Annotated in this window: 23 protein-coding genes and 1 pseudogene; 11 read left to right on the forward strand and 13 right to left on the reverse strand. The window is 71.0% G+C overall.

Going from position 1 to position 25371, the window contains the following annotated elements:
* Nucleotides 1–15: 15 nt before the first annotated feature.
* Nucleotides 16–1191, reverse strand: a complete 1176-nt coding sequence (locus OHS81_RS33945) for a MalY/PatB family protein (protein ID WP_328389681.1) — start codon at nt 1189–1191, stop codon at nt 16–18.
* 116 nt (nt 1192–1307) lie between these two features.
* A complete protein-coding gene (locus OHS81_RS33950; RefSeq protein ID WP_328389683.1) occupies nt 1308–3491 on the reverse strand; it encodes a SpoIIE family protein phosphatase in 2184 nt (727 codons plus the stop codon).
* A gap of 343 nt (nt 3492–3834) precedes the next feature.
* Between OHS81_RS33950 and OHS81_RS33955 the strand changes: the two genes are divergently transcribed.
* The 3 genes from OHS81_RS33955 (at nt 3835) to OHS81_RS33965 (ending at nt 7832) form a co-directional block, all read left to right on the forward strand.
* Nucleotides 3835–4611 (forward strand): GNAT family N-acetyltransferase, encoded by a 777-nt coding sequence (locus tag OHS81_RS33955; RefSeq protein WP_328389685.1) that lies wholly within the window; start codon nt 3835–3837, stop codon nt 4609–4611.
* A 141-nt stretch (nt 4612–4752) separates the two neighbouring features.
* Complete coding sequence (locus OHS81_RS33960; RefSeq protein WP_328389687.1) at nt 4753–6717, forward strand: amino acid transporter; 1965 nt, start codon at nt 4753–4755, stop codon at nt 6715–6717.
* A 290-nt stretch (nt 6718–7007) separates the two neighbouring features.
* Entirely contained in the window at nt 7008–7832 is an 825-nt protein-coding gene (locus OHS81_RS33965) for an SDR family oxidoreductase (RefSeq protein WP_328389689.1), read from the forward strand.
* Nucleotides 7833–7873: 41 nt separating this feature from the next.
* On the opposite strand, the gene OHS81_RS33970 is transcribed toward OHS81_RS33965, so the two are convergent.
* On the reverse strand, nt 7874–8749 hold the full coding sequence (locus OHS81_RS33970; protein WP_328389691.1) for a (2Fe-2S)-binding protein: 876 nt from the start codon (nt 8747–8749) through the stop codon (nt 7874–7876).
* 132 nt (nt 8750–8881) lie between these two features.
* The gene (locus OHS81_RS33975) at nt 8882–9733 is read right to left on the reverse strand and encodes a LysR family transcriptional regulator (RefSeq protein WP_443058806.1); all 852 of its coding nucleotides are present in this window, start codon (nt 9731–9733) and stop codon (nt 8882–8884) included.
* 81 nt (nt 9734–9814) lie between these two features.
* Here OHS81_RS33975 and OHS81_RS33980 point away from each other — a divergent pair.
* From OHS81_RS33980 to OHS81_RS34000, 5 genes and pseudogenes are all read left to right on the forward strand, one after another.
* A pseudogene (locus OHS81_RS33980) lies at nt 9815–10693 on the forward strand (EamA family transporter); the annotation flags it as partial.
* A 403-nt stretch (nt 10694–11096) separates the two neighbouring features.
* Nucleotides 11097–12026, forward strand: a complete 930-nt coding sequence (locus OHS81_RS33985) for an ABC transporter ATP-binding protein (protein WP_328389695.1) — start codon at nt 11097–11099, stop codon at nt 12024–12026.
* Entirely contained in the window at nt 12026–12769 is a 744-nt protein-coding gene (locus tag OHS81_RS33990) for an ABC transporter permease (RefSeq protein ID WP_328389697.1), read from the forward strand. Before OHS81_RS33985 ends, OHS81_RS33990 begins: the two co-directional genes overlap by 1 nt.
* A 205-nt stretch (nt 12770–12974) precedes the next feature.
* Nucleotides 12975–14150 (forward strand): sensor histidine kinase, encoded by a 1176-nt coding sequence (locus OHS81_RS33995; protein ID WP_328389699.1) that lies wholly within the window; start codon nt 12975–12977, stop codon nt 14148–14150.
* Nucleotides 14147–14752 (forward strand): response regulator transcription factor, encoded by a 606-nt coding sequence (locus OHS81_RS34000; RefSeq protein WP_328389701.1) that lies wholly within the window; start codon nt 14147–14149, stop codon nt 14750–14752. The genes OHS81_RS33995 and OHS81_RS34000 overlap by 4 nt, the downstream gene beginning before the upstream one ends.
* A gap of 343 nt (nt 14753–15095) precedes the next feature.
* On the opposite strand, the gene OHS81_RS34005 is transcribed toward OHS81_RS34000, so the two are convergent.
* On the reverse strand, nt 15096–15344 hold the full coding sequence (locus OHS81_RS34005; RefSeq protein ID WP_328389703.1) for a hypothetical protein: 249 nt from the start codon (nt 15342–15344) through the stop codon (nt 15096–15098).
* Nucleotides 15345–15432: 88 nt separating this feature from the next.
* Nucleotides 15433–16182 carry a DUF4232 domain-containing protein gene (locus OHS81_RS34010; RefSeq protein WP_328389705.1) on the reverse strand — a complete coding sequence of 250 codons (750 nt, stop codon included), beginning with the start codon at nt 16180–16182 and terminating at the stop codon, nt 15433–15435.
* 324 nt (nt 16183–16506) lie between these two features.
* On the opposite strand from OHS81_RS34010, the gene OHS81_RS34015 reads away from it, so the two are divergent.
* Nucleotides 16507–17064 (forward strand): hypothetical protein, encoded by a 558-nt coding sequence (locus OHS81_RS34015; protein ID WP_328389707.1) that lies wholly within the window; start codon nt 16507–16509, stop codon nt 17062–17064.
* A 118-nt stretch (nt 17065–17182) separates the two neighbouring features.
* On the opposite strand, the gene OHS81_RS34020 is transcribed toward OHS81_RS34015, so the two are convergent.
* The gene (locus OHS81_RS34020) at nt 17183–18292 is read right to left on the reverse strand and encodes an FAD-dependent monooxygenase (protein WP_328389709.1); all 1110 of its coding nucleotides are present in this window, start codon (nt 18290–18292) and stop codon (nt 17183–17185) included.
* Between the two features lie 154 nt (nt 18293–18446).
* Between OHS81_RS34020 and OHS81_RS34025 the strand changes: the two genes are divergently transcribed.
* Nucleotides 18447–19421 carry a GntR family transcriptional regulator gene (locus OHS81_RS34025; RefSeq protein WP_328389711.1) on the forward strand — a complete coding sequence of 325 codons (975 nt, stop codon included), beginning with the start codon at nt 18447–18449 and terminating at the stop codon, nt 19419–19421.
* 180 nt (nt 19422–19601) lie between these two features.
* Nucleotides 19602–20753, forward strand: coding sequence for a CapA family protein (locus tag OHS81_RS34030; RefSeq protein WP_328389713.1), 1152 nt, complete (start codon nt 19602–19604; stop codon nt 20751–20753).
* A 69-nt stretch (nt 20754–20822) separates the two neighbouring features.
* Here the strand turns inward: OHS81_RS34030 and OHS81_RS34035 are convergent, their stop codons facing one another.
* The 6 genes from OHS81_RS34035 to gvpJ all read right to left on the reverse strand — a co-directional run bounded on the left by OHS81_RS34035 (nt 20823) and on the right by gvpJ (nt 25361).
* Nucleotides 20823–22526 carry a cholesterol oxidase substrate-binding domain-containing protein gene (locus OHS81_RS34035; protein ID WP_328389715.1) on the reverse strand — a complete coding sequence of 568 codons (1704 nt, stop codon included), beginning with the start codon at nt 22524–22526 and terminating at the stop codon, nt 20823–20825.
* Between the two features lie 263 nt (nt 22527–22789).
* The gene (locus tag OHS81_RS34040) at nt 22790–22960 is read right to left on the reverse strand and encodes a hydrophobic protein (RefSeq protein ID WP_086717956.1); all 171 of its coding nucleotides are present in this window, start codon (nt 22958–22960) and stop codon (nt 22790–22792) included.
* 212 nt (nt 22961–23172) lie between these two features.
* Nucleotides 23173–23589, reverse strand: a complete 417-nt coding sequence (locus OHS81_RS34045; protein WP_328389721.1) for a gas vesicle protein K — start codon at nt 23587–23589, stop codon at nt 23173–23175.
* A gap of 106 nt (nt 23590–23695) precedes the next feature.
* Nucleotides 23696–23848 carry a gas vesicle protein gene (locus OHS81_RS34050; RefSeq protein WP_328391619.1) on the reverse strand — a complete coding sequence of 51 codons (153 nt, stop codon included), beginning with the start codon at nt 23846–23848 and terminating at the stop codon, nt 23696–23698.
* 146 nt (nt 23849–23994) lie between these two features.
* Entirely contained in the window at nt 23995–24933 is a 939-nt protein-coding gene (locus tag OHS81_RS34055) for a GvpL/GvpF family gas vesicle protein (protein ID WP_328389723.1), read from the reverse strand.
* Nucleotides 24930–25361, reverse strand: a complete 432-nt coding sequence (gvpJ, locus tag OHS81_RS34060; RefSeq protein WP_328389725.1) for a gas vesicle protein — start codon at nt 25359–25361, stop codon at nt 24930–24932. The genes OHS81_RS34055 and gvpJ overlap by 4 nt, the downstream gene beginning before the upstream one ends.
* Nucleotides 25362–25371 lie beyond the last annotated feature (10 nt).

The raw sequence follows: 25371 nt of genomic DNA on the forward strand, positions 1-25371 counted from the left end.
CGCCCGGTGCCGTGGTCAGGCCAGTGCGGCGGCCATCCGCCGTACGGCCTCGGTCAGCAGCTCGGGCGAAGTTGCCAGGTTGAGCCGGACGTGCCCGGCGCCGCCGGTGCCGAAGCCGGCACCGGGGCTGAGCGCGACCCTGCCGCGGGCGAGAAAGACCGCGGCGGGATCGTCACCGAGGCCGAGCGGGCGGCAGTCGAGCCAGGCGAGATAGGTGCCGGCGGCGGGGCGGTAGCGGACCGCGGGGAGCCGTTCGGCCAGCAGGCCGTCGAGCAGCCGGCGGTTGTCGTCGAGGCCGCGGAGCACCGCGTCGAGCCAGTCGCCGCCGTCCCGCAGGGCGGCCGTGTGGGCGATGATGCCGAGGTGGCTGGGGCCGTGGCTGACCTCCTCCGGGATGCGGGCCAGATCGTCGGCGGCGGGCCCGGCGAGGGCGAGCGCGGCCTTGAGGCCGGCCAGGTTCCACGCCTTGGACGCCGACATCAGCGACAGTCCCGCCTCCGCCCCCGGCACGCTCAGATAGGGCACGAAACCGGTGTCCAGGGAAACCACCGGGGCGTGGATCTCGTCGGCGACGACCCGTACGCCGTACCTGTCCGCGAGCGCCGCGACCGCGGACAGTTCCTCGGCGCCGTGCACGGTGCCGGTGGGATTGTGCGGGCTGCACAACAGATACGCGGCGCGGCCCCCGTCCGCGACGGCGCGCCGGAACGCCCCCTCCAGCGCCGCGAAATCGATCCGCAGGTCCGCACCCAGCGGCGCTTCCACCACGCGCCGGTCCATATGCGTCACGAACTGGTAGAACGGCGGATACACAGGGCAGTTGACGACCACCGGGTCTCCCGGCCCGGTGAGCTGCTTCAGCACCTCGACGATGCCCAGCATCACATCGGGCACGATCGCCGTACGTTCCACCGCGAGCCCGTCCCAGCCCCATCGCGTCCGTGCGAAACCGGCCAGCGCCCGGGCGTACGCCGTGCCCGCCGGGTAGCCGGTGTCGCCGAGCGCGACCGCATCCGTGATCGCCGCGGCGACCGGTTCGGCAAGCGGGACATCCATCTCCGCCACCCACAGCGGCAGCACATCGTCCGGGTAGGTACGCCACTTCATGCTCGTACGCCGCCGCAGTGCGCCGAGGGAGAGCCGGCGCAGCGGGTTGGGGTCGTCGGGGTGGGCACGCGGCACGAAATCCATGGAGCCAAAATAGGCACGGTGTGCGGCGAAGGGCAGAGGGAAAGCGGCCCTCGTCGTCGCCGGGGCGGGTGGCGTCGGCCTCCGGTCCGCGCCGGCCGGCCGGCGCGGACCGGGCGTCAGGTGGCGGTGAGCACCAGAGCGGCCTGGTCATCGGGGGTGGACCGGCCCGCGAAGGCGGTCACCGCGGCATGGACGGCCTCGATGAGACCGGCGGCGCCGGACGTCGTGCCGGGGCGGTCGAGCAGGGCATCGGCCAGACGGTGTTCGTCGAAGAACTCGCCGGTGGCGGAGCGGGCCTCGGTGATGCCGTCGGTGACCAGCACCAGGCTGTCGCCCGGCGAGAGGTCGAGCCGGCAGGGGGCGCCGTGGAATTCCGGGCCGATCCCCAGGAGCAGGCCCGACTGGACCAGATGCTCGACCGTGCCGTCGGTGCGGCGCACGAGCGGCGGCACATGACCGGCCCGGATCAGCTCCAGTGCGAGGTGCGACCGGGCGTGCCGCAGTTCGCCGTACACGAGGGAGACGAAGTGGTCCTCGTCGAGCGGGCTCCCGGTGAGCGCGTCGTTGATGGCGGCGACCACGTCCGCCGGATCGTGCAGCAGACGCGCGGCGGCGCGTGCGGTGTGGCGGACCATGCCGGTGGTGGTGGCGGCCGGTGCGCCGCGCCCGCAGACATCGCCGATCATGAACGCCCAGCGGTCGTCGGGGAGCGGGAAGACGTCGTAGAAGTCGCCGCCGACCTCCAGGCCTTCGCCGGCGGGGTGGTAGTACGCCGCCAGATCGGCGCCGGGAATCCGGGGCAGCTGGGGAGGCAGCAGCCCGGCCTGCAGATCACGGGTCAGCTGGACGCGGTCGCTGAACTGGTGGGCGTTGTCGGCACTGGAGGCGGCCCGGCGGGCCAGCTCCTCGGCGAGGGCGATGGCATGGCCGTCCAGCGGCCGGTCGGTGGCCAGGAGGGTCAGTACGCCGAAGGTGCGGCCGAGGGTGGCCAGCGGGACGCTGACGTAACCGGTGACGCCGGGCAGCACGGGCCGGTCGCCGGGCGAGGCCGCCGGGTGGCCGGTCTCCGTGGCGCCGGAGGCCAGGACACGGGCCACCGCCCGGTCGACCTGCCCGGCGAGCGCCGGGGAGGCGAGGAGGTCTTCCTCGGCACGGCCGGCGGCGGCCACCGCGATCCGCCGGGTCCGGCCGTCCTCCAGTACATCGACGCTGCACAGCGGGGCCAGGGTCGGGACGGTCAGCCGGGCCAGGCGCTGCAGGCAGTCCGCGTAGTGCGGCTCGCGGGTGATGGCCGTGCTGGCGTCCAGCACGAAGGCCAGGTCCTCACGGGCCTCCCGCTCCCGCTCCCGGGCGGCGCGGCCCGCCTCCAGGGCCTGGTGGCGCTCGATGGCCAGTGCGGCGATGCGGGCGAATGCGGCACTGAGGGCCAGGTCCTTCTCCTCGGGGGCCTTGGGGGCGCGGTGGTACATCGCGAAGGTGCCCAGCAGCCGGTCGTCCGTCCCCAGGATCGGGGTGGACCAGCACGCCGCGAGCCGGGCCCGCGCCGCCAGCTCCCGATAGCCCTCCCACCGGTGATCCGTGGCGATATCGGTGACGGTCACCGGCACCCGCAGATACGCGGCCGTGCCGCAGGAGCCCACGTTCGCACCGATGGCGATCCCGTCGATCGCCTCGTTGTAGAAGGCGGGCAGGCTCGGGCCGGTGCCGTGCCGCAGATGCCGGCCGTCGGGATCGGCCAGCAGCACCGAGACGATCAATTCCGGCGACAGGTCCTCGATCGCCCGGGCCATGCCGGTCAGAATGCTGCCGAGCGGGGCGTCGCGGGCGATCTGCTCCAGCAGGATGCGCTGCTCGGACGCGAGGAGCTGGGCGTGGTGATAGATGGTGGTCTCCACCGCGATCACGGCCACCCCGTCGACCTCGCCCACCGCGTCCCGGCGGGGCTCGTAGGTGAAATCGAAGAACCCCTCCCGCTCCTTCCCCGGCGCACCGAGCACCAGCCGCGCGCCGCGGGCCCGGAACGCGGTGCCGGTGCGGTACACCGCATCGAGCCGGTCCAGCACGCCCTGCGGGCCCAGCTCCGGAATCAGCTCGCCGATCGGCGAGCCGGTCTGCGTACGGCCGCCGCCGAACACCTCGAAGAACGACGGATTCGCCGCCTCCAGCAGATGGGAGGGGCCGCTCAGCGCAACGAAGATCACCGGAGCCTGATCGAACAGGTCCTCGTACTCCTCGGTCCGCCGAAGCGGGGACCGGGGATGAGTGGTGACCGCGCCGAGGCGATCCGGCTGTAGGGACATGACAGGCCGCCCTCTCTCGCACGCATCGACCGCGGCGCCCGTCCACCTCCACTCTGGCACACCACCCCGAGGAATCCAGGCCGCAGCCGGAAGGGTCACCGAGCGGATGCTCTCGGCGACACGCTGCACTCCTCGTCCTGCCTGTCGTCCTTCCTGCCGCTGCCGCTGCCGCTGCCGCTGCCGCTGCCGCACGCCGCGGGGCCCTGGTGCGTCCGTTCGGAGTACCCGGCGCCCTGCCCGAGAGAGGCTGCGCCTCATCTGTCCCCTCCTCTCCTAGGGTCCTGAGGGCCGGTCCGGCCTCGGCCGGTGGCCGCTCCCGCCTCCGCCGACGGGATGGAACCCAGTGATCGAACTCGCCCCGGACCAACTCCCCCCGCTCACCGACTGGTTCCCGGCCGGCTCCCCCGGGGCAGCCGCGCTGCCCGAACACGTACGGGCCTTCGGCACCGGCCGCTGGTGGGCCGACCGGGTCACCGCTCCGCGCGCCCTGGCCGTGGCCTGCGCGGACCACGTCCTGCTCCGCGGCGACCCGGGCGCCCTGGCCCCCGACGCCCTCGCCGTCTTCGGCGCGCACTATGTGCAGGCCCCCGCCCGCTTCCTGCCCGCCCTGGCCGGCGCCTTCGACCTGGTCGTGCCGTGGGAGCGGATGCTGTATCTGCACCAGGTGCCCGTACCGGTGCCGCGCATCCCGGACGGGGTGACGATGCGTCGGCTGGCGGCGGAGGACGCCCCGGCACTGGCCGCCCTCGCCCCGGATGCGGCGTGGCTCCATGCGAGCTGGGGCGGCCCGGCCCCTCTTGCCGCCTCCGGGCTCGGCTGGGCCGCCTTCCGGAAGGAGCACGTCCTCGCTGTTGCCTGTACGTACTTCCAGGGCACCCGGTACGAAGACCTCGCCTGTTTTACCGTCCCCGGACACCGCCGTCAGCGCCTGGCCCTGGCCTGTGTCACCGCCCTGTGCCGGGACGTCGCCACCCGCGGCCACCTCCCGAGCTGGACCTGCTCCCGCGACCACCGCCCCAGCCGGCTCCTCGCCTGGACCGCGGGGTTCCGCCTGGCGCGCGAGTACGTGCATCACCTGACCGGAAAGCCGGCCCGCCAGGGAGCCGGACTTCCCGCCTGAATGCCCGCCTGCCGTCCCGGTCCCCGGGGACACGAACGCGCCACACCGCCGAACACCACGGCGACGACGTCCCGCCTACGTACGCTGACGTGGCCGTCCCGTCGATGGCCGGTCCCGTTCGCGGTACGACAGGAGCTCACGATGGCCGCCTCCGCCGGTTCTCCTCCCCGGGCCGCAGCACGGCATCGCCTGCGCGCATGGATGCTGGAGGGCCTGGCCGACATGGCCAAGCACCACCCCGGGCCGCACGCGGGTCCCCAGAGCGCCCACCGTGGACAGCGCTGGTGGCGGGTGATGTGCCTGACGGGAGTGGACTACTTCTCGACACTCGGCTATCAGCCGGGCATCGCCGCCCTGGCCGCGGGCGCGCTGTCGCCGGTCGCCACCCTCGTCCTGGTCCTGGTGACGCTGGCCGGCGCGCTGCCGGTGTACCGGCGGGTGGCGCGGGAGAGCCCGCACGGCCAGGGCTCGATCGCGATGCTGGAGCGGCTGCTGTCCTTCTGGCAGGGCAAGCTGTTCGTGCTGACCCTGCTGGGGTTCGCCGCCACCGACTTCCTGATCACCATCACCCTGTCGGCGGCCGACGCCGCCACCCACCTGGTGGAGAACCCGCACCTCACCAGCGCCCTGAACAACAGGCAGCTGGTCATCACGCTGATCCTGATCGCGCTGCTGGGCGCGGTGTTCCTCAAGGGCTTTCTGGAGGCCATCGGGGTGGCGGTCGTCCTCGTGGGCCTCTACCTGGGGCTCAACGTGGTCGTGGTCGTCGCCGGAGTGTGGCATGTGGCCACCGCGGCGCACGTCGTCACCGACTGGTCCCATGCCCTGACCACCGAGCACGGCAGCGCCCTGGCGATGGTCGGCGTGGCCCTGCTGGTCTTCCCGAAGCTGGCGCTGGGCCTGTCCGGGTTCGAAACCGGTGTGGCCGTCATGCCCCATATCGAGGGCGACCCCGACGACACCGAGGAGCGCCCCACAGGGCGCATCCGGGGCGCGAAGAAGCTGCTCACCACCGCCGCCGTGATCATGAGCGTCTTCCTCATCATCACCAGCTTCATCACGACCCTGCTCATCCCCGAGCCGGCGTTCCGGCCCGGCGGGCCGGCCAACGGACGCGCCCTGGCCTATCTGGCCCACGAGTACCTGGGCTCCGCCTTCGGCACGATCTACGACGTCTCCACCATCGCCATCCTCTGGTTCGCCGGCGCCTCGGCCATGGCCGGCCTGCTGAACCTCATGCCGCAGTACCTGCCGCGCTACGGCATGGCGCCCCACTGGGCACGCGCGGTCCGTCCCATGGTGCTGGTCTTCACTCTGGTCGCCTTCCTGGTGACCTGGATCTTCAACGCCGACGTCGACGCCCAGGGCGGCGCCTACGCCACCGGCGTCCTGGTCCTGATCAGCTCCGCCGCGATCGCGGTGACCATCACCGCACGGCGCGCCCGCGAACGGGGCTGGACCATCGGCTTCGCCGTGATCTCCGTGGTGTTCCTCTACACCACCATTGCGAACGTCATCGAGCGCCCCGACGGGGTGAAGATCGGTGCCTGCTTCATCGCCGGGATCATCCTGCTGTCGTTCCTCTCCCGCCTCGCCCGCGCCTTCGAACTGCGCGTCACCGACGTCGTGCTCGACGAGAAGGCCGAACGGTTCATCCGCGACGCCGCCCACCGCAAGATCCGCTTCATCGCCAACGAGCCCGACCAGCGCGATCTGTCCGAATACCGCGACAAACTCCAGCAGATCCGCACCGACAACGACCTGCCGGCCGACGACGACTTCATCTTCGTCGAGGTCACCGTCGGCGACCCCTCCGAGTTCGAGAGCGAACTACGGGTACGCGGCGAGGTCATGCACGGCCGCTTCCGGGTGCTCGCCCTCGATAGCTCCACCATCTCCAACGCGCTGGCCGCGCTGCTGCTGCACGTACGCGACGCCACCGGAGCGCGGCCGCACATCTACTTCGAGTGGACCGAGGGCAACCCCTTCGCCCAGTTCCTCCGCTTCTTCCTCTTCGGGCAGGGGGAAGTCGCCCCCGTCACCCGCGAAGTCCTGCGCGAGGCCGAACCCGACCGCGACCGGCGCCCCCGCGTCCACGTCGGCTGAACGAGTCCGGCCGTGGTGTGCGCAGGGGCGCCGGTCGCGGTGGTTCAGATGCGGTCGGCGGCGATCAGCAGCAGTGGTCTCGAGCGGTGATCGGATCGGAACGGTGTGCCTGAGCGGGGCGTCAGGGGCACTGGCGCACCGCGTGGATCCGGTGGACTGGGTGGACAGGAACGACACGCCTGCGGGGTGGAGTCGGGCAAGACATGGCGGTGGTCTTCGGCGACTGTGCCGTGCTGATGCCTGGGCAAAAGATGCCCGAGCGGAGCGGGGCTGCCCTACCGTAGGGCGCCATGAAGGTCCTGATCATCGGCGGCAGCGGGTTCCTGGGGACGGAACTTGTGCGCCAGGCGACGGCCGCGGGCTGGGAGACAGCCGCAACGTACTGCTCCCGCCCCGGAGCCAGCCCCGGAGCCATGTGGCACCAGCTCGACCTTCGCGCCACCGGGCACGTCGACGAGGTGCTGGCAGCGGTTGCCCCCAGCGCCGTCATCAACGCAACGAGTGGAAACAGTGACTGGGCGGTCACGGCCGAGGGCTCGATCCGCCTGGCGATGGCCGCGACGAAACGCGGTTGCCGCCTGGTCCACGTCTCCAGCGACGCGGTGTTCTCCGGTTCGCGGATTCACTACGACGAGACCTGCTTGCCCGACCCGGTCACCCCGTATGGCGCGGCAAAGGCCACCGCCGAGACGGCTGTGCGGCTCCTGGCGCCGGCCGCCGCGGTCGCACGCACGTCATTGATCATCGGGCACGGCACATCCGTGCATGAGCGCATGGTCCATGCCCTGGCTGCCGATGCGCACGACGGTGTCCTGTTCACCGACGACATCCGCTGCCCGGTGCATGTCGAAGATCTGGCCTCCGCTCTGCGGCAACTCGCAATGTCCGACCAGGCCGGGATATTCCACCTCGCCGGAGCGGACGCCCTCAGCCGCTACGAACTCGGCGTTCTCATCGCTCAGCGCGACGGACTCGACGCCACCCGGCTGCCTGCCGGGCGTCGCGCCGACAGCCGGGTGCCCGGGGCGCTCGAGGTCCGCCTCGACAGCAGCGCCACGCAGAGGCGCGTACACACCCGGCTGCGTGGGGCCCGGGAGTTCCTTCAAGCCCGGTAATACGGGGGTGGGATGCTGCCGGCCGATAGGCGGGACAGCCCTTAGGGCCGCGCAAGGACGCAATCGCCGCAGAGGGCTCCCGAGGCGTCCGGAGCGGCACGGTAGATCAAGCAGCAACTCCGCCGCCGGAAGCGCCCGTTGCCCGCGTCCAGGGTGTGGGTGTCCCGGAGCTGTGGCCGGCTCAGGAACAGCAGGGCCGTTGTGCGGGCGGGGCGCGCCAGGGCCGGTGCCGCGGACACCACGCCCGCGGCCGCGCCGTTCACGGCCGATGCCACGTTGCCCCACAGGATGCGCGGGGAGACCGAGAAGGACGCTGCGGCGTCGACCAGTTCGCGGATCGGCCCGTCGAGCAACTTCTCTACGGCGTCGGCGTCGGCGTCGGCCCCGGTGTCCGCGGAGGCGTGGGCGTCGGCCCGGGTACGGGTACGGGTACGGGCGCCGTCATCAGAGTCGGAGTCGGAACCGGAGTCGGAGTCGGAACCGGAGTCGGAGCCGCACTGGGCGCTACCGGCGGCGATGGAGGCCACCGTCTCTCGCGGCAGTGACAGGGCGAACGCGCCGCCGAGGCCGGAGTGCCACCTCAGATCGTCCAGGGCGGGCGGTCGTGAGGGCAGGCGCAGGCCGTGCAGAGCGGCCAGGCCGAGCATCGGCGAGATGACCCGCGCCACCAGGCCCAGGTGCGCCACGGACGCGGCCACCCGCAGTTCGACGGCCTCGGGCGGTCTGCCGCTGCGGGCGGCAAGCGAGGCACGCACCTCGCTGACACGCTCCCGCAGAACGCCGCTCTCCTCCCGCGCCACCTCGCTCAACTTGCGCCAGGGGGAACTGAGTTCCGATGCCGCGGGGTGCGTCTCGAAGGCGAAGAAAGGCCCGAAGGCCGCGACCTGTTCCTGCCAGGCGGCAGTGGGTTCCGTCATGGCTACCTGTCCGGTTTCGAGGAGACGGGGGGAGGGCGGGGCGGAGCCGGTTGCGCAGAAGAGCCGGCCGTGCAGGACGGGGCGCTGCCGGGGGCGGAGCGCGACCGCGCTACCGGGGCAGTGCACAGCCCTTCACTTCCCCCGTTGGTAGAGGTCGGTCAGCAGCGCGACGGCAGCGTGGGTCGCCGGATGCGGGTCCTGGCGTCGCCAGATGAGGTGGACCGCGATGGGCGAGGCATCGCGCAGCCGCCGGAAGACGATCCCGTCGCGCCGGTACTGGTTGACGGTGCTCTCGGGGGTGATGCCGACGCTGCGGCCGGTGGCGATCAGCGCGAGCCAGTCATCGATGTCCTGGGTGAATTCCACGACGGGACGCGCCGACGCGGGCCACAGGTCGGCCGTGGTGGTGCCGGTGCGCCGGTCGATGAGGAGGGTGCGTTCGCGGATGTCGGCCAGGGCGATGGAGCGGCGGGTGACCCAGGGGTCGTCGTCGGCCATGGCGCAGTAGCGGCGTTCCCGGCCGACGACGGCACTGGCGAAGCGCGCGTCATCGAAGGCGGTACGCACCACGGCCAGGTCGCACAGGCCCTCCGCCAGGCCGCCGGTGGGCGAGTTGGTGCGGACCAGATGCAGCTCGACGTCGGGGTAGCGGGCGGCCCAACGACGCTGGTACTCGGCCGTGTGCCGGCCCATGGCCGACCATGCGTGGCCGATGCGCAGCCGGGTGTGGCCGGTGGTGGCTTCGCGGATGAGGTTGTCGGCTTCGGCGAGCATCTTGCGGGCGCGCGCCAGCACCTGGACGCCGGCGGTGGTGGGGATGACGTTCCGGCTGGTGCGGTGCAACAGCCGTACCCCCAGGGAGTCTTCGAGCGAACTGAGCGTGCGGGACACCGCCGCCTGGGAGATGCCGAGATCGATGGCGGCATCGGTGAAGCCGCCGGCGTCGACGATCGCCACCAGACAGCGCAGGTGTCGCAGTTCCATTGTCCAATCCATAACCACAGCGCATCGATGAGTACGTGCATGCATTTTACGTATGGATGTGTCCGGCCGGATGCTCGGTGCATGGGAAAGAGCACTCAAGGCGCGTGGCACCCCGAGGCAGCTCGTGGGGGACCGGCGGCGCACCCGGGCCGTGCGGCGGGGGTGGCGATGATGTTCGCGAGCGGGCTGTCCAACCAGATCGGCGCCGCGACCGGAGCGCTGGCATTTCCGGTGATCGGACCGGCGGGCGTGGTGGCCGTACGGCAGTGGGTGGCCGGACTCGTCCTGCTGGCGGTGGGGCGGCCGCGGCTGCGCGCGTTCACCTGGCGGCAGTGGTGGCCGGTGCTGTGCCTGGCGGCGGTGTTCGCCACGATGAACCTGTCCCTGTACACGGCGATCGACCGCATCGGTCTGGGCCTCGCGGTGACCCTGGAGTTCCTCGGGCCGCTGGCCGTGGCACTGGCCGCCTCCCGCCGCCTGGCGGACCTGCTGTGCGCCCTCGTCGCCGGGGCCGCGGTCGTCCTGCTGACCCGTCCGCAGCCGGCCACCGACTACGCGGGTATCGCGCTGGCCCTGCTCGCCGCTGGGTGCTGGGCGTCCTACATCCTGCTCAACCGGCTCGTCGGCGCCCGGCTGCCGGGCGCCGAAGGCTCGGCCGCGGCCGCCGGTGTCTCCGCCCTGCTGTATCTGCCCGTCGGAATCGCCGTGCTCGCCGACCACCACCCCAGCGCGAGCGCCGTGGGGTACGCCGCCGTCGCGGGCCTCCTCTCCTCGGCCGTCCCGTTCCTCGCCGACCTGCTCGCACTGCGCCGGGTCCCCGCCCGCTTCTTCGGGGTCTTCATGAGCGTCAACCCCGTCCTTGCGGCACTGGTCGGCCTCGTCGTCCTGAACCAGACCCTGCAAGGAATCGACTGGCTGGCCATCGCGGCCATCGTGACGGCCAACACCGTCAGCATCCTGACCGCCGGCTCCCGCTGCATGGCTCCGTCCGGCGGCCGTGGTACGGCGGTTCCGGAGGGGGCGGTTGACCCTAGGGTGGTGGGTGCGTTCACGGGGGAGACTGCCCCGGTCGTGGGGATCACGCCCGCCGCGGCGATCACCCCCACGGCGGAGACCACTCTCACGGCAGGCTCCACCCCCACGGCAGACTCCGCCCCCACCGCGGTGCACGGCCGCCGGCCCGCGTCGATCCCGTGCCGTGAAGTCTGCTGAGCGGCGTACCCGTAGGCGGCAGGGCGGACCGGGGTGCGCCGGCCGGCGGTAGCGGAGCTTCCGCCACCTCCCTTGGCCAGGACAAATGTCCCAAGGAACGCAGGGCCGGTGCCTCTGCCGCCGGAGTGTGCCGGGAACCTAGCGTGCAGGCATGTCACAGACCAGCACAGATCACGCGGCGGAGTTCTCCGACGTATCCAAGAGTTTTCTTCAGGTGAAGGCGGTCGACGGGCTGGAGCTGTCGGTCGGGCGGGGGAGGGTCACCGCGCTGCTCGGCCCCAACGGGTCGGGAAAGTCCACGTTGATCGACATGCTTCTGGGCCTGCTGCGTCCGGACCGCGGGCGGGTCGAGGTGTTCGGCGGGACACCCGATGCGGCCGTACGGTCCGGGATGGTCGGGGCGATGCGGCAGGACGGGGCTTTCCCCGCCAGTGCCAAGGTCCGCGAGGTTCTGGAGCTGGCACGACGGCTCTATCCGCAGCCCGCGTTACTGAGCGAGCCGGCCGAAGTGGCCGATATCGGCGGCCTGTTGAGCCGCCGCGTGGACCGGCTGTCGGGAGGTCAGCTGCAGCGGGTGCGCTTCGCCTTCGCGGCCGCGGGCGCGCCCGGCCTGCTCGTGCTCGACGAGCCGACGGTCGCCATGGACGTCGAGGCCCGGGCCCGGTTCTGGGAAGGCATCAGGAGCTGTGCCGAGCGCGGCCGTAGCGTGCTGTTCTCCACCCACTACCTGGAAGAGGCCGACGCTGCGGCCGATCGGATCGTCGTGATGAACCGAGGCAGGATCCTGGCCGAAGGAACCGGCGAGGAGATCAAGCGGACGGTGGGCAGACGCACGGTCAGCTTCCGCACGGACGGTCCGCCGCCGCCCGGACCGGAACTACTGCCCGGGGTTTGCGGCGTGGAGCGGCAGGACGACAGGGTCCGGCTGCACACCACCGACTCCGACGCCACCCTCCACGCCGTGCTGTCCGGCGACTTCGCGGCCCGGGATCTCGAACTGTCCGGGAGCAGCCTCGAAGAGGCCTTCCGCGCGCTCACCACCGGGACCGCTCACCAGGCCGTACAGGAGGTGCAGCACTGATGCTGACGCGCCACTACCTCCGCTTCGAGCTGCGGCGGTTGCGCCGCGATCCGAAGTTCGTGGTTCTCACCGTGGCCATGCCGGCGTTGCTGTACCTGATGCTCTCCACGATCGGCGGTCCGGGCGCTTCGGGGGCCGGATACGCCCCGGACGCCGTGGTCATGGCCGGTATGGCCTGCCACGGAGTGCTGATGGTGACCATCACCAACGGGGTCAACATCGCACTCGACCGGAACATCGGCTGGGTCCCACAGCTGCGCACCACTCCGCTGCGCGCGACGCAGATAGTCATCGGCAAGGGGGTCAGCGGCCTGCTGCTCTCTCTGCTCTCGCTGCTCGCCGTCTTCCTGATCGGCGGGTCGGCACACGGCATCCAACTGAGCGCTGCCCAGTGGCTGGAGATCGGCGCGATCACCTGGCTGGGCAGCCTGCCCTTCGCCCTGCTGGGCATGGCCCTGGGCTTCCTCGTCTCGCCCACCACCAGCGGTCCTGCCGTCATGGCCTGCGTCATCGGCATGTCCGCGCTGGGCGGGCTGTGGGTACCGGCCCGGCTGTTCCCCGCATCCCTCCAACACGTGTCCAAGGCGCTGCCCACCCACCACTGGGTCCATCTCAGCCAGGCTCTCCTGGAGGGCGGGGCATCCCCCCTGTTGGAACTGTCGGACCTTGCCGTGCTGGGGGGCTGGACGGTGGGCTTCGCGCTGTTGGCCGGCTTCGCCTTCCGGCGGGAGGTGGCACGTTGAGCCGCGGCAGGGGCGGGGCGAGAGGCCGGAGCATGGGCACTGTGCGGACGCTCATCGTGGACGGTGCGGCCTCGACAGGCCGGAGTAGGGGCGCTGCTCAGCCGCCCGCTGCCCGCCGTAGGCAGCCCGGCCATGACAGGCCGGAAAATAGACTGAGAGTGCTGTACGCCGCGGTCCGAGCGCGGGGCAGGGGGAGGGGACGTTCATGAGCCGGCGCTTCGGCCCGGGTGCGAAGACTGCGGGCGGGCCGGGGGAGCCCGCCTCCTCCTGGGGCGCCGTGGTCGGCACCACGGTCGGACTGATTCCGCTGTTCGGCCTGGTCCCCTCGCTCTCCGCATCGGACAGTCCGCTCATCACCGTCCTGGCGGCCGCCTGTGCCCTGGGCCTCTTCGCGGCCTCCCAGGTGATCCTCGCCTGGTCCTACCACTCCTCCCGGCTCGACCAGCGGTTCCGGTTCGCCTTGCTGGTTCCGCTCACGGCGCTGTCCGTGGCACTCCCGCTGTGGCTCGGCAAAGACTGGACCATCCTGCTGCCGTATCTGTCAGCGACCGGCGCGGTCGCCGTACCCGCCAGGCTGACCCTCCCCGCGCTCGCGGCCTCGGCAGCGCTGGCCGTCTTCGTGGCAGGCCGGACCGGAGCGGACACCACCTCGCTGGTGGTGATGACCACCGCGGTCGGCCTGGCCATGACGACCTATCGCCGCATCCTCGATCTCAACGCCGAACTCCGGTGCACCCGCCGCGCATTGGCGCGGGCCGCGGTGACCGAGGAGCGGCTGCGCTTCTCCCGGGACATGCACGACACACTGGGGCACAGCCTCCTCCAGCTGACCCTGCGTGCGGAAGTGACACGGCGGCTCTACCGGGCGGGCGAGACGGACGTGGAGGCGGAGCTCCGGCAGATCGAGGACATGGGCCGTCAGTGCCTGGAGCAGGTGCGGGAGGCCGTTACCGGCTACCGGCAGCTCAGCCTGTCCGCGGTCATCGAGGAGGCCCGGACGACACTCGCCGACGCCGGGGTGTCGGTGACGGTGGACGCCCCCGCCGGCCGGCTGCCCGAGGTGGTGGAGACGGCGCTGAGCTGGGTCGCCCGCGAGGCCCTCACCAACGTCGCCCGGCACTCCCGGGCCGCCAACTGCCGTGTCGTACTCCGCAGCGAGGACGGCCGTGCCCTCCTGCAGGTACTCGACGACGGCGTAGGGCCCGCCCGGTCCGTCCGGCACCCTCGTCAGGGGCCCGGCGGCAACGGGCTGGCCGGGCTCGCCGAGCGGGTCACCGCGCTCGACGGCCGCCTGCGCACCGGCTCCGCCCCGGGCGGCGGCTTCCGTCTCCAGGCCATCATCCCCCTCGCGGCGGCCGACCGCGCCCGGGAGACGACATGATCCGGGTGCTCCTCGCCGAGGACCAGGCCATGGTGCGCGGTGCCCTCGCGACCCTGCTCGGCCTGGAGCCTGACATCACGGTGGTCGGCCAGGTGGAGGACGGGCCGGGTGCGGTGTCCGCCGCACGCCGACTGCGGCCGGACCTGTGCCTGCTCGACATCGAGATGCCCGGGGGCAGTGGACTGGACGCCGCCGTGGCCCTCCACGCCGAACTGCCGGGAACGAAAATCCTGATCTTCACGGTCTTCGACCGGCCGGGCCATCTGCAGCGCGCGCTCGCGGCCGGGGCCAGCGGTTTCATCGGGAAGAACAGACCGGTGGACGAGCTTGCGGTGGCGATCCGTCAGGTGATGGCCGGGGAGACGGTGATGGACCCCGCACTGGCCGCCGCGGCGCTGCGGGCCGGGCCCAACCCGCTCACCCGCCGCGAACAGGAGGTGCTGGCAACGGCGATCGACGGAGCGTCGATCCCCGCCATCGCGGCGCGGGTGCATCTCTCCGAGAAGACGGTGCGCAACTACCTCTCCTCGGCGATCCAGAAGACGGACACCGCCAACCGCTTCGAAGCCGCCCACACGGCACGCGAGCGCGGTTGGCTGTAGGCGCCCCGGCGGAGCGGGAGGGCGGTCCCCGCCGAGCCCGGGTGCGCAGCCGGGCCGCCGCGCTGTGCCGGCCTGGCGCAGGCGATCAGCTCAACTCCGGCCCGTACCCCCGGCAGCGGAATGTCCCACCCCATGCGGACGGTGGCTCCTGACCCCGTTGCCGAAGGTGTGGTCCTCGTTCACCGTGCCCCGTGGCTGCCGGAAGCCGCGGTGCCGCGGCGGCCTGGGGTTACCTGTCGACCAGGCAGAATCGGAAAGCCCGCTGCCCCGGTGTGACACACCGGGGCAGCGGACAATCTTGGCTCTGTGTCGGCGGGACGAGTCCCCGCCGGGTGGAGAGCGGTCAGCGGTTGAAGATGGGCATGATGGCCTTGCTGTCGTCGCACCACACCTCGTGGTACCCGTTCGCCTGGGCATTCGGGAGTTCGGACGCTTCGCACGCCGCCTTGGAGGGGTACTTCTCGGCACCGATGGGGACCCAGCCGTCGCCGGGGGGCGGGGCGGCGGAGGCGGTGGTGGCGGTCAGCGGAATGGCGACCACTGCGGCACCGACCGCGAGACCGGCACCGATTCGAGTACGCCACGACTTCATGGTGATCTCCTTAGTTCATCATTGACGCTCTGAGCTGGTCGGGCTCAGAGAGGTTCTGGGCTCGTGCCCGGGGCGGGGGCCGAGGTGGTCAGCCGATGGGGTTGACGAAGGTGGCGGGGTGGGTGGCGCTCCGCTGGTCGACGAGCGTGCCCCAGGGCCATTCCACGGTCAGCGAGGTGGTCTCGTTGGGCGGGGTGACGTCCGCGAAGGCGGGCTGGTAGAAGCCCGTCTCTTCCTTGGTCATGGCGAGGTTGAGCGTGAAGTCGGTGCTGTCCCCGGGCTGCAGGGTGATCGAGCTGAACTTCTTCGACGAGCGGGCCAGCGACCAGCGCTCGCCGCCGTTCTCGGACTTCAGGTCCACGCCCGGGAAGCCGCCGATCTTGCAGGCGCTGCTGCCCTTGTTGGTCAGCACGATGCTGGCGGTCGTCGCACCGTCCGCGTCCGGGTCCGGGACCGCGTCGCCGCCCGTGGCGAACGCCGCCTTCAGGCCGGAGGTGTGGCAGCGCTGGACGCCCGAGCCCGCCCCGCCACCGCCGGTGGTGTGTGCGCTGCCCGACTGCTTGCTCGTTCCGCCCGCCTTGGCATCGGCCTGGGCACCGGAGTCCGCCTTGGCACCGGAGCCCGCCTGGCCGTCGGAGCCCTGCGCTCCGGCGGAGGAGCCCGTGCCGCTGGATGCGACGGCGGCCGCGCCCGCGTCCGAGCGGCCCGCGGGCTTCGCGCCGGTGGCGTCCGCGCCGGAGCAGGCGGTCAGGGTGAGGCCGGCGGCCGCGGTCAGAGCCGCGGCGGCAATGCGCAGACTGCGGCGACGAGCGGTGCGGACAGTGGCGCTGGAGCTCATTTTGGGGTCCCCCGGGGCGGTCGGTGTCGTTGTTTCCTCGGTACGTCACCCACTCTGGCCGGGGCCACTAGCGCAAGGCTGCCGCTCCGCTAACGTCCGGCTAACACGGCTGTGAGCAGGGGAAGTCAGCCGGGGAGAAGCCGAAGAACCAGGTACGTCCGCGCAGTGGGGAATCGTGTACCCGCCGACCGGAACCAGGGGACGCCGAGAGGACTGCCTCGCCCGTGCGGCGGATGCGGTAGCGACCTCCGAAGGACGCCCGAAGGCAGGGGAGTTGACGACGATCGACGTGTCATCCACTCCAGCCCAGATCGGAGCCTCACCGTGCTGAAGCAGATCTTGCGCGCCGCCACTGTCCTCGCTCTCGCCGCCCCCGTCGCGGCCGCCGCGCCCGCGCCCGTGCCGGCGCCCGAAGCCGCGTCCCACACCCCGGCCGCCACCCTTGTCTCCGCCCTCAAGGGGAAGGCCCGACTGAGCTACCCCGTCGCCGAGGAGAAAGTACGGGTCACCGTCGACGCCCACTCCACCTATGCGGCGGGCGGAATTCCCACCCGCTCCTGGGGAACCTTCCGTATTTCCCATGTCATCGACGGCCGTGACTACTGGGGCGATTTCGAGGTCGACTGCCTCACCACCGGCGGCCCCACCGCCACCGTGACCGGCCGACTCGTCCGTACCAGCCCCGGCCACCCGTGGCAGACGCACCTGGACCCGCACACCCGCATGGGCGTGAGCTTCTACGTCCCCAAGAGCGGGAAGGCCCGCGCCGGCCTGTCCGGGGCAACGCCCAAAGGCGCACCCGTGCTGACCAAGTGCATGGCGCCCGCCGCCGACATGGCGGTCATCGAGGGTGGTTACGCCCTGCGGGACAGGCTGGGATAGGCGGCAGGCGGCAGGCGTCGGCACATGACGCAGGCCGGGGCGGCAACCGTCCAAGTCCGGTCCGAGGTGGTCCGTCGGACAGGCCCCTCCGGGAACGGGTACCCCCTTCGCCGATCGGTCAGCGATCGAGGGAGAACGCGTTCTTGGCTCGTTCCACGGATTCTTCGGACGCCATACCGCCGGAATTCTCTGTGGCGAGTGCCTGGTTGAGTCCGACGAAGGGACGCAGGCGTTCCTCGTACCGCGGAAGCGCGGTGCGGTGGTCGCCGTCCGCCCTGGCGAGTTCATCGGCCAGCACATAGGCACCCACCAGGGCCAGGCTGGTGCCCTGGCCTGACAACGGCGACGGGCAGTAGCCCGCGTCACCTATCAGTACCGTCCTGCCGTCCGACCAGTGATCCATGTGGATCTGGGCCATCGCGTCGAAGTAGAAGTCGGGGGCGCCCCACATGGCCTTCAGGAGCCTCGGGGTGTCGCCTCCCAGATGCGACATCCGCTCGGCGAGGAGTGACTTCTGCCGCTCGGTGTCACGGTGGTCATGGTCGAGGGGGTCCGACACGAAGCCGAGCATGGCCCTGATCTCGGTGTTGTCGCGTACCGGGTATACGCAGTAGCCGGCGGTGTCGTCCTGGAGCCACACCTGCCAGTTGTCGAGGTTCAGGAAGTTGTCCGTGCTGAAGACGGCCAGGTGCGGTCCGAGATGGTGGATGAACCGACGCTCCTCGCCGAAGGCCAGCTGCCGTACCTTCGAGTGGAGGCCGTCCGCCCCGACCACGAGGTCGAAAGTCCGGCGCCGACCGCTCTCGAAACCGGCGTTGATGCCGTGCGGGCCCTGATCGAGGGTGACCAGGGAATCATTGAAGACGTATTCGACGCCGTCCCGCACTTGCCGGTACAGGAGTTGGGTGAGGTCTTCCCGCAACAGTTCGATGTCTCCACTGTCGAGCCGGCCGCTGCTGAACGTCATCTCGGTGGAGCGCCAGAGCTCATTGCCGTCACGGTCGTGCATCGACATCCCCCGCATGCGGGTGCGTGCGTGCTGTGCCTCGGCCAGCAGGCCCATCCGTTCCAGGACGTCGAGTGCCACGCCGCGGACGTCGATCGCATGGCCGCCTGGACGTATACCGGGAGCGCGTTCGATGACGGTCGGCGCGTAGCCCCGGCGCCGCAGCCAGTAGGCGGTGGTAAGTCCGGCGACGCTCGCGCCGGAGATGAGCACGGTCTTCACAGAAACCCCCTCGTACGGTGTACGCGCTTGAATGTACGCCGTACGCCCAGGCGTGCCAAGTGCTCATTTCGTGGTCCTGTACTAGGTCAGGAAGGCTTTCGGTGCGGTCTTCCCTGCTAACCTCTGTACTAGTACAGGAAGAAAGAGGAGACAGGTGGTCGCGAAACTCGTCCCGCCCTATCTGCGCGTCGCCGCCGAGATCCGGCGACGCATCGCCGACGGTGAACTCGCTCCCGGCGACCGGGTGCCCTCGACACGTCAGATCGCGAGGGAGTGGAATGTCGCACTGGCCACCGCCACGAAGGCGCTCACCGCTCTGCGTCAAGAGGGGTTGGTACAGGCAAAACCGCGCGTGGGCACTGTGGTGGCAGCTTCTCACCGGCGCCCCGTCGCTGCTCGCCCCCGCACTGCCCCGGACCGGGAGCGTGAGCGTGAGCTGACTCGTGAACGGATCGTGCACACCGCCATAGAGATCGCCGACGCTGAAGGGCTGGCTGCGGTCTCCATGCGGAGCGTCGCGGCACGGCTGCACGCCGCCACCATGTCGCCGTACCGCTATGTGAACAGCAAGGACGACCTCGTGCTCCTCATGGCCGATGCTGTTCTCGGCGAGCTCTGTTTCCCCCCTGCGGCGCCCGCCTACTGGAGGGTCCGGTTGGAGTGGGGCGCCCGATCGCTCTGGACCCTGCACCGGGCACATCCTTGGCTGGCGCAGATCGGCCCGCTGACCCGCCCGTTGATACTGCCCCATCTGATGGCCTACTCCGAATGGATGCTGAAGGCCCTCGACGGTCAGGGCCTCGACCCGACGACCATGCTCAACCTGAACGCCCTCCTCTACAGCCATGTGCAGGGCATTGCGGTCCAGCTGGAACGTGAAGCACAAGCCGCAAGCATCACGGGCCTGTCGGAAGACCAGTGGCTGGACACCCAGGCCCCCGCCCTTGCGGCGATCACCGCGTCCGGCGACTACCCGACATTCACCCAGGTCATCGAAGCCGTCGGAGAGTCCGGCTATGACCTGGACCTCGATGAACTGTTCGAGATCGGCCTCAGCTCCATGCTCGACGGCGTGGCCGCGCTCATCGAGGGACGGTCCCGCCGGGCGGGGCGCTCAGGCGCACCTTGATCGCCTCGATGCCCGCCCGGAGCAGGCAGCTGTCCACTCCTGTCGCAGGTGCCCGGCTTCGCTGGTCAGGAAGGTGCCAGGCGTCGTAAGCGTCCTGATTCACCCGTCCCCGGGGGACGGGGCGCACCGGGCGGGCCGACACGATGGAAAGCCGCCGCCGCCCGGTTCTAACCTGGGGGAATGGGCGGTGACTTGCTCACGCTGTTTTTCTGCGGCGATGTCATGCTCGGCCGTGGCGTCGACCAGATCCTTCCGCATCCAGGGGACCCGGTGCTGCGGGAGGTCTACGTGCGGGACGCCCGGGCCTATGTGGAGCTGGCGGAGGTGGCGAACGGCCCCATTGACCGTCCGGTCGGCTTCTCCTGGCCATGGGGGGAGGCCCTGAGGGTGCTCGATGAGGCCGCGCCCGCCGCCCGGGTCCTCAACTTGGAAACCGGCATCACCCAGAGCGCCGACTTCGCCCGCGGCAAGGAAATCCACTACCGGATGAGCCCCGCGAACCTTCCGTGCCTCACCGCCGCCCGCCCCGACGTCTGTGTATTGGCCAACAATCACGTCCTCGACTTCGGTCACCAAGGGCTGGCGGACACCCTTGACGCCCTGGCGGGGGCGGGGCTGCGGACGGCCGGGGCGGGAGCGGACGCCGACGCGGCGGACCGGCCGGCGAGCGTCCCGCTCGAAGGCGGCCGCCGGCTCCTGGTCTTCTCCTTCGGAATGCCGTCCAGCGGCATCCCCCGGCCATGGGCCGCGGGCCCGGACCGCGCCGGGGTCGCCTTCGTGGCCAGGCCCTCGTCCGCCGCCGCGACCGCGATCACCGACCGGGTACGAGAGCGGAAGCGGCCGGGCGACATCGCCGTGGCTTCCGTCCACTGGGGCGCCAACTGGGGCTACCACGTGCCCCGTGACGAGGCCGCGTTCGCCCGTACCCTGATCGACGGCGGCGTGGATCTCGTCCACGGGCACTCCTCGCACCACCCCCGCTCCCTGGAGGCGTACCGGGGGAAGCTGGTGATCCACGGGTGCGGCGACTTCATCGATGACTACGAGGGCATCACCGGCTACGAGCAGTACCGGGACGACCTGCGGCTGCTCTACCTCGTCTCGGTGGACCCGGACACCGGCACACTCCACGACGTGCGGATCACCCCGCTGCAGGCCCGGCGCATGCGGCTGCGGCACGCCTCACACCAGGACACCCGGTGGCTGCGTCAGATGCTCGACCGGATCAGCTCCGGCTTCCACCCCTGCGTCGCCTCCGCCCCCGAGGGCACGCTCACGCTCCGTCCCGCGCAGGGGAGCGGCCGCGGCTCCGCGGGCCGTCCTCGGCCATAGGGCCGGGATGGCCGGCAGAGCCGGACGGGCACGAGGCGGCGTGGCGCGACCGGCGAAGAGGGGCGCCGCTCAGGGCAGCAGCGTGTCGAGGAAGGCGTTCGAGAACACCCGTGCCGGGTCGTAGGAGTTCAGGATGTCCCGGGCGGTGCGCCAGTCCTCGAACGCGGCCGGGACGGTGCCGCCCACCGCGGCCGGGTCCGTCCACGGCCCGCTGTCCGTATAGGCCCAGCCCTTGGACCACTCGGGACGTACGGACGCATACGAACCGGTGTAGGTCTGCCAGATCCACTGCTCCAGCTCGTGGAAGAAGGGCCCGGCGCCGGGCGTGCCGGGATAGGTGGCGAAGTCTAGCCACACCACGGTGTCCCACTCGGGATGGTCGGCGCGCGCTCGCGCCGGGGACAAAAGGGGACCGTCCAGAGGGTCCGTACCGGTGATACGCAGCTCGACCGGACCGTTGACCGGGTAGGAGCCGCGGTTTTGATGAGCCGTCAGCACGCTCTGGTAGCGGGCGTAGAAGTCCCCCACCACCCGCTGCACATTCGCCCGGGAGGTCAACACCGCCCACCCCGCTTCGACGATCCTCAGCGTCGTCGGTTCGACGTACAGCAGGCTGTTCTTCGACCAGCCCCAGACGTCCCATGTACCGGTGACGATCAGCCCGGACCCCACGATGGACATGGCAAGTTTGGTGAAGGCAGGCGTCTTGTCGCCCCCGCCCGCGGCGATCTCCCCGAGCAGCCCCGACATCTCCTCGGTGACACGGTTGGCGAAGGTGTAGGCGTACGGGGCGTCGAGCTGCTTGGCGAGCAGCGGCTTGCTGGGCGCCAGGCTCCACACCTTCAGCCACGGCACATCGGTGAACGGGAACCAGATCGCCTCGATGCGTCCGGTGCGGTCCAGGTAGGAGCCGAGGGTGCGGCCGCCTGTACCGGGCGGGCCGAAGACCGTGCCCACGTTCACATCGAACCAGTTCTGGCAGCGCAGCCGCGTGTTGGCCGCCGCGGTCATCGTCACCTCGGTGAGGAAGGCGCGGCCCAGATGGACGAGGAAGGCGCGGATGTCGGGGTCGGAGCGGGTGAAGGTCTTGAGCACATAGCGGCCCTCGGCCGCGCTCCACACCACGGCGGTGAGGGAGGTGACCTGGGAGCTCAGCGTGCCGAAGCCGGAGCCCGCGGGTGGGCGTTCGGTGGCGGTGGGCAGCCCCGTGCCGTGGCCGCCGATGGCGAGCACCCCGCCGATGGTGAGGTCGCCGGGCGCGGTGGTGGTGGCGAGGCCGAGCCCCGCCTCCTCCAGGCGGGCGAGGATGGTGTCGAGAGTCGCCCCCGTCTGCGCGGTGACGCTCCCCGGGCCGCCGCCGCGCACACTGACCGCGGTGAGGTGGGAGGTGGTGTCGACGATGACCGTCCGGTTGGTGTCGGCCCCGGCGGGTACCACCAGCGGCGACCAGGTGTGGCCCTTGCCCCGGGCCCGTAGCCGGTAGCCGTGCTGATGAGCCCAGTTGGCGAGGGTGACCACATCGTCGGGGGTACGGGCCGAGGCCGTCCATACGCCCTCGACGACGATCTCCAACGACCAGTTACGGAAGGCCTGCTGGCAGAGCGGGATGCCCGCAGGAAAGTCGGGCGGAGGGGCGAGGGTGGCCGCGGCGCTGCCCATGGGGATGCGATGAGCGGGCTGCAGCCCGGTTGCCGCGGCGAGCCCCGCGGCGGCGGCCCCGGTCAGCAGCGTGCGGCGGGTGAAGGAAGCTCTTCGAGCGCTGTCGTCGGACATGGCTGTCCCTCCGGCGCGCGGCGCGCCGGCCCCGCTGCACCGCGCACGGATCGTAGGGGTGAGACCGTACGAGCGCCCCGGTGCGGTGGGGATGTGCCGGAAGAGTAAGGTGACGGGCCATCAGTTGCAATGGCCGTCAGGAAATACCGCTCCCCGGCGGGCCGAAGGGGATCGGCCCGCCGGGGATGTTGAGGGAGCGGGGCCCGAGTCTCACAGCGGTACCGGCTCTCTCAGCGGTACCGGCTCTCCCGGCGCTCCCCGCTCTACCAGCGGTACCAGCGGCCGCGTCGACCACCGGCGCCGGCCGACCGCATCAGGAAGCCGAGCAGCCAGAACGCCAGCACGACCACGGCGACGATCCACAGTGCCTTCAACGCGAAACCCGCGCCGAAGAGAAGCAACGCGAGCAGCAGAACCAGAAGCAGCGGAACCATTTCCCTGTACCTCCGTATCGGTAAGACGCGAGAGCGCTCAGGGAGAATCCACGGGAACGAGAGGAAAGCTGGTGCGCTCTGCGGCCCTTTCCTGCCGTCTTGCCGCTCACAGCGCGTGGAAACATGGCGCGATACACGTGAGAGAAGGCGGACCCGGGATGCCGGTGGTGTTGACGAAATCGTTCAGGCGGCGTCAGTCGACGTCAATCGACTCAGGCGACGTCGTGAGGAGACAGCAGGGAGCCCAGGGGCCCGAGGTCGAGATTGAGGTCGGCCATTGTGAGGCCGTACCGCTCACAGAGTTCCGCCATTCGGTCCTGGAGAATCATGAGCGTCATTCCGATTTTTTCTTCCTGTTCCTCGCTCAGACCGCCTTGGTCGACGCGGTGAAGTGCGGTGCGCTCCATGAGCTGCCGTAAGAGCTCCACAATGGTCAGCACCAATTTGATGAGATCGCGTTCGACCGTCTCCGGGTCGGTCTTCAGCCGTTGGGCGATGCCGCTGTCCTGCCCCTGGCAGCGCTCCCCGGGCCCGGCCGGCACCAGGTCGAACGCCCGTGCCGCCGCCTGCGCCACCTCCGCGAAGGCGGGCTTCACGGCCGCGGCCGGATCGACCGGTTCATCCGTCATGGCGTACCTGTCCTCGTCACGTGGGAATGTCTCCTCGGGGGAGGTGCGGGAAGCGAACTGAAGGGCTGGGCAAGCGGGTTCATGGAGTCGTCGGCGCCGCGGAGCTTCACCATGGTGCCGGATTGTCGGGGGTGATCGAGCGGATCACCGCTCGCAGGTTGATATGGACCAGATCCACGTCGGCAATGGACAGCACCACATCTCCGGTAAGGACCGCCCCGCCGTTCAGGAGTCGGTCCAGGAGATCGATCAGAGCGATCTGCCGCCCGGCTGGAGATTCTCCCTCGGAGAGGTCCGTCGGGTGGGAGGTATCCGTGCGCGCGGTATCCGTGTGCGAGGCATCCGTGTGCGCGGTATCCGTGTGCGAGGCATCCGTGAATGCGGCCTCATGAAGGTCATTTCCCTTCACGGATGTGCGCTTTCCGCGGGCGGTGTCGCGAAGGAGTACGGGGCCCATGGACCGGTGATCTCGACGCGTACGCCGGGGACGCCATCGGCCAGACCCTGCAAAGCCCGGTGGAATTCCCCGATGCGGTCCGTGGGGACCAGATAGGCCTCGTTGGCGATGTTCTCGCCTGCACCGGAGGCCAGTTCACCGTGCTGCGGGCGGTGCGCGACCATGTCCGGAGCCATGTCGGCCACCCGGCCCCGTACGTCGGCGGCGACAGCTCCCGCCGCGCGGTAGGCATCACGATGCGTACGCTGCTGGGCCCGCCGCTGCTGCAAGTAGGCCCGGCCGGGGCTGACCGTGGACGCGGCGGGGGCCGGGCTGTCGGGCGGCGCAGGAGATCCGGCAGCGGCCGCTGCGCGTGCGTCCGCGTAGACCTTCACCCCCACCTCGGCATGGCCGTCGAGCCGGGAGAGCAGCGCGTCGAACTCCGCGCCGCGCTCGTCCAGCACCGCCCGCACCCGGGCATCATCCAGATACACCGTGGCCAGGCGCATGGGCAGCACCATGGTGCCGGCCCAGGCGGCCTCGACGACGGCGTGGTGTGTCCGCGCGATCGTCTCCAGCTGCGTCAGGTCCTCCAGCTGTGCCTTCATCCCCTCCGTACTGAAGGCGTCGGCCGGGACGGAGGAGACGAGGGCGGTCAGGCGGCCGGCGGTGACCGTCCGCAGGGGGCCGTCCCGCAGTCCGGTCAGCTGAGGAGCCGACGCTTCGAGGGTGGTGCCGGCGCGGCCGATGGCGTAGACGTACGAGCTCCGGGAGCGGTCGGATTCTTGTTGACGAGCGGGCCGGTCAGCGGGCCGGTCAGCGGGCCGACGAGCGGTTCGATGAGGGGGGCGATCGCGGGGGAGCGGCGAGACGGCGGTCTCCCTCGCTCCTTGCGTGGGGCGGTTCACTGCTCCTCCTTGCGGTCTGCCTGGTGCGCGCCGGAGGCCTGGCTCCGGGGGGAGCCGATGGCCGCGCGCAGTTCGGCGAGTTCGGCGCGCAGTTGCCGGTTCTCCTCGGCCAGCGGGTCACCGGCGACGGCCGGCGGGCGCCCCTCGGGGACCTGCTGCGGTGCGCGGGCGCGGGACGACAGGGAAGGATCGTGTTCCCACCAGTCGATACCCATTTCCTTGGCCTTGTCGACGGAGGCGACGAGCAGCCGGAGCTTGATGGTCAGCAGCTCGATGTCGAGCAGGTTGATCTGGATGTCGCCCGCGATGACGACGCCCTTGTCGAGGACGCGCTCCAGGATGTCGGCCAGGTTGGCGGACGCCCCCTGCCGGCCGTACGGGGACGGACCGGAGGAAGGCCCCATACGGCCGGCCAGTGAATCGGACATGATCAGCCTC

The sequence above is a fragment of the Streptomyces sp. NBC_00400 genome (genome assembly GCF_036048035.1).
GTDB lineage: Bacteria > Actinomycetota > Actinomycetes > Streptomycetales > Streptomycetaceae > Streptomyces.

Excerpts from the sequence above, each read along its gene's own strand:
- OHS81_RS33945 (WP_328389681.1), bottom strand. The coding sequence starts at position 1,191 with ATGGATTTCGTGCCGCGTGCCCACCCCGACGACCCCAACCCGCTGCGC.
- OHS81_RS33950 (WP_328389683.1), bottom strand. The coding sequence starts at position 3,491 with ATGTCCCTACAGCCGGATCGCCTCGGCGCGGTCACCACTCATCCCCGG.
- OHS81_RS33960 (WP_328389687.1), top strand. The coding sequence starts at position 4,753 with ATGGCCGCCTCCGCCGGTTCTCCTCCCCGGGCCGCAGCACGGCATCGC.
- OHS81_RS33965 (WP_328389689.1), top strand. The coding sequence starts at position 7,008 with ATGAAGGTCCTGATCATCGGCGGCAGCGGGTTCCTGGGGACGGAACTT.
- OHS81_RS33970 (WP_328389691.1), bottom strand. The coding sequence starts at position 8,749 with ATGACGGAACCCACTGCCGCCTGGCAGGAACAGGTCGCGGCCTTCGGG.
- OHS81_RS33975 (WP_443058806.1), bottom strand. The coding sequence starts at position 9,733 with ATGGAACTGCGACACCTGCGCTGTCTGGTGGCGATCGTCGACGCCGGC.
- OHS81_RS33985 (WP_328389695.1), top strand. The coding sequence starts at position 11,097 with ATGTCACAGACCAGCACAGATCACGCGGCGGAGTTCTCCGACGTATCC.
- OHS81_RS33990 (WP_328389697.1), top strand. The coding sequence starts at position 12,026 with ATGCTGACGCGCCACTACCTCCGCTTCGAGCTGCGGCGGTTGCGCCGC.
- OHS81_RS33995 (WP_328389699.1), top strand. The coding sequence starts at position 12,975 with ATGAGCCGGCGCTTCGGCCCGGGTGCGAAGACTGCGGGCGGGCCGGGG.
- OHS81_RS34000 (WP_328389701.1), top strand. The coding sequence starts at position 14,147 with ATGATCCGGGTGCTCCTCGCCGAGGACCAGGCCATGGTGCGCGGTGCC.
- OHS81_RS34005 (WP_328389703.1), bottom strand. The coding sequence starts at position 15,344 with ATGAAGTCGTGGCGTACTCGAATCGGTGCCGGTCTCGCGGTCGGTGCC.
- OHS81_RS34010 (WP_328389705.1), bottom strand. The coding sequence starts at position 16,182 with ATGAGCTCCAGCGCCACTGTCCGCACCGCTCGTCGCCGCAGTCTGCGC.
- OHS81_RS34030 (WP_328389713.1), top strand. The coding sequence starts at position 19,602 with ATGGGCGGTGACTTGCTCACGCTGTTTTTCTGCGGCGATGTCATGCTC.
- OHS81_RS34035 (WP_328389715.1), bottom strand. The coding sequence starts at position 22,526 with ATGTCCGACGACAGCGCTCGAAGAGCTTCCTTCACCCGCCGCACGCTG.
- OHS81_RS34040 (WP_086717956.1), bottom strand. The coding sequence starts at position 22,960 with ATGGTTCCGCTGCTTCTGGTTCTGCTGCTCGCGTTGCTTCTCTTCGGC.
- OHS81_RS34045 (WP_328389721.1), bottom strand. The coding sequence starts at position 23,589 with ATGACGGATGAACCGGTCGATCCGGCCGCGGCCGTGAAGCCCGCCTTC.
- gvpJ (WP_328389725.1), bottom strand. The coding sequence starts at position 25,361 with ATGTCCGATTCACTGGCCGGCCGTATGGGGCCTTCCTCCGGTCCGTCC.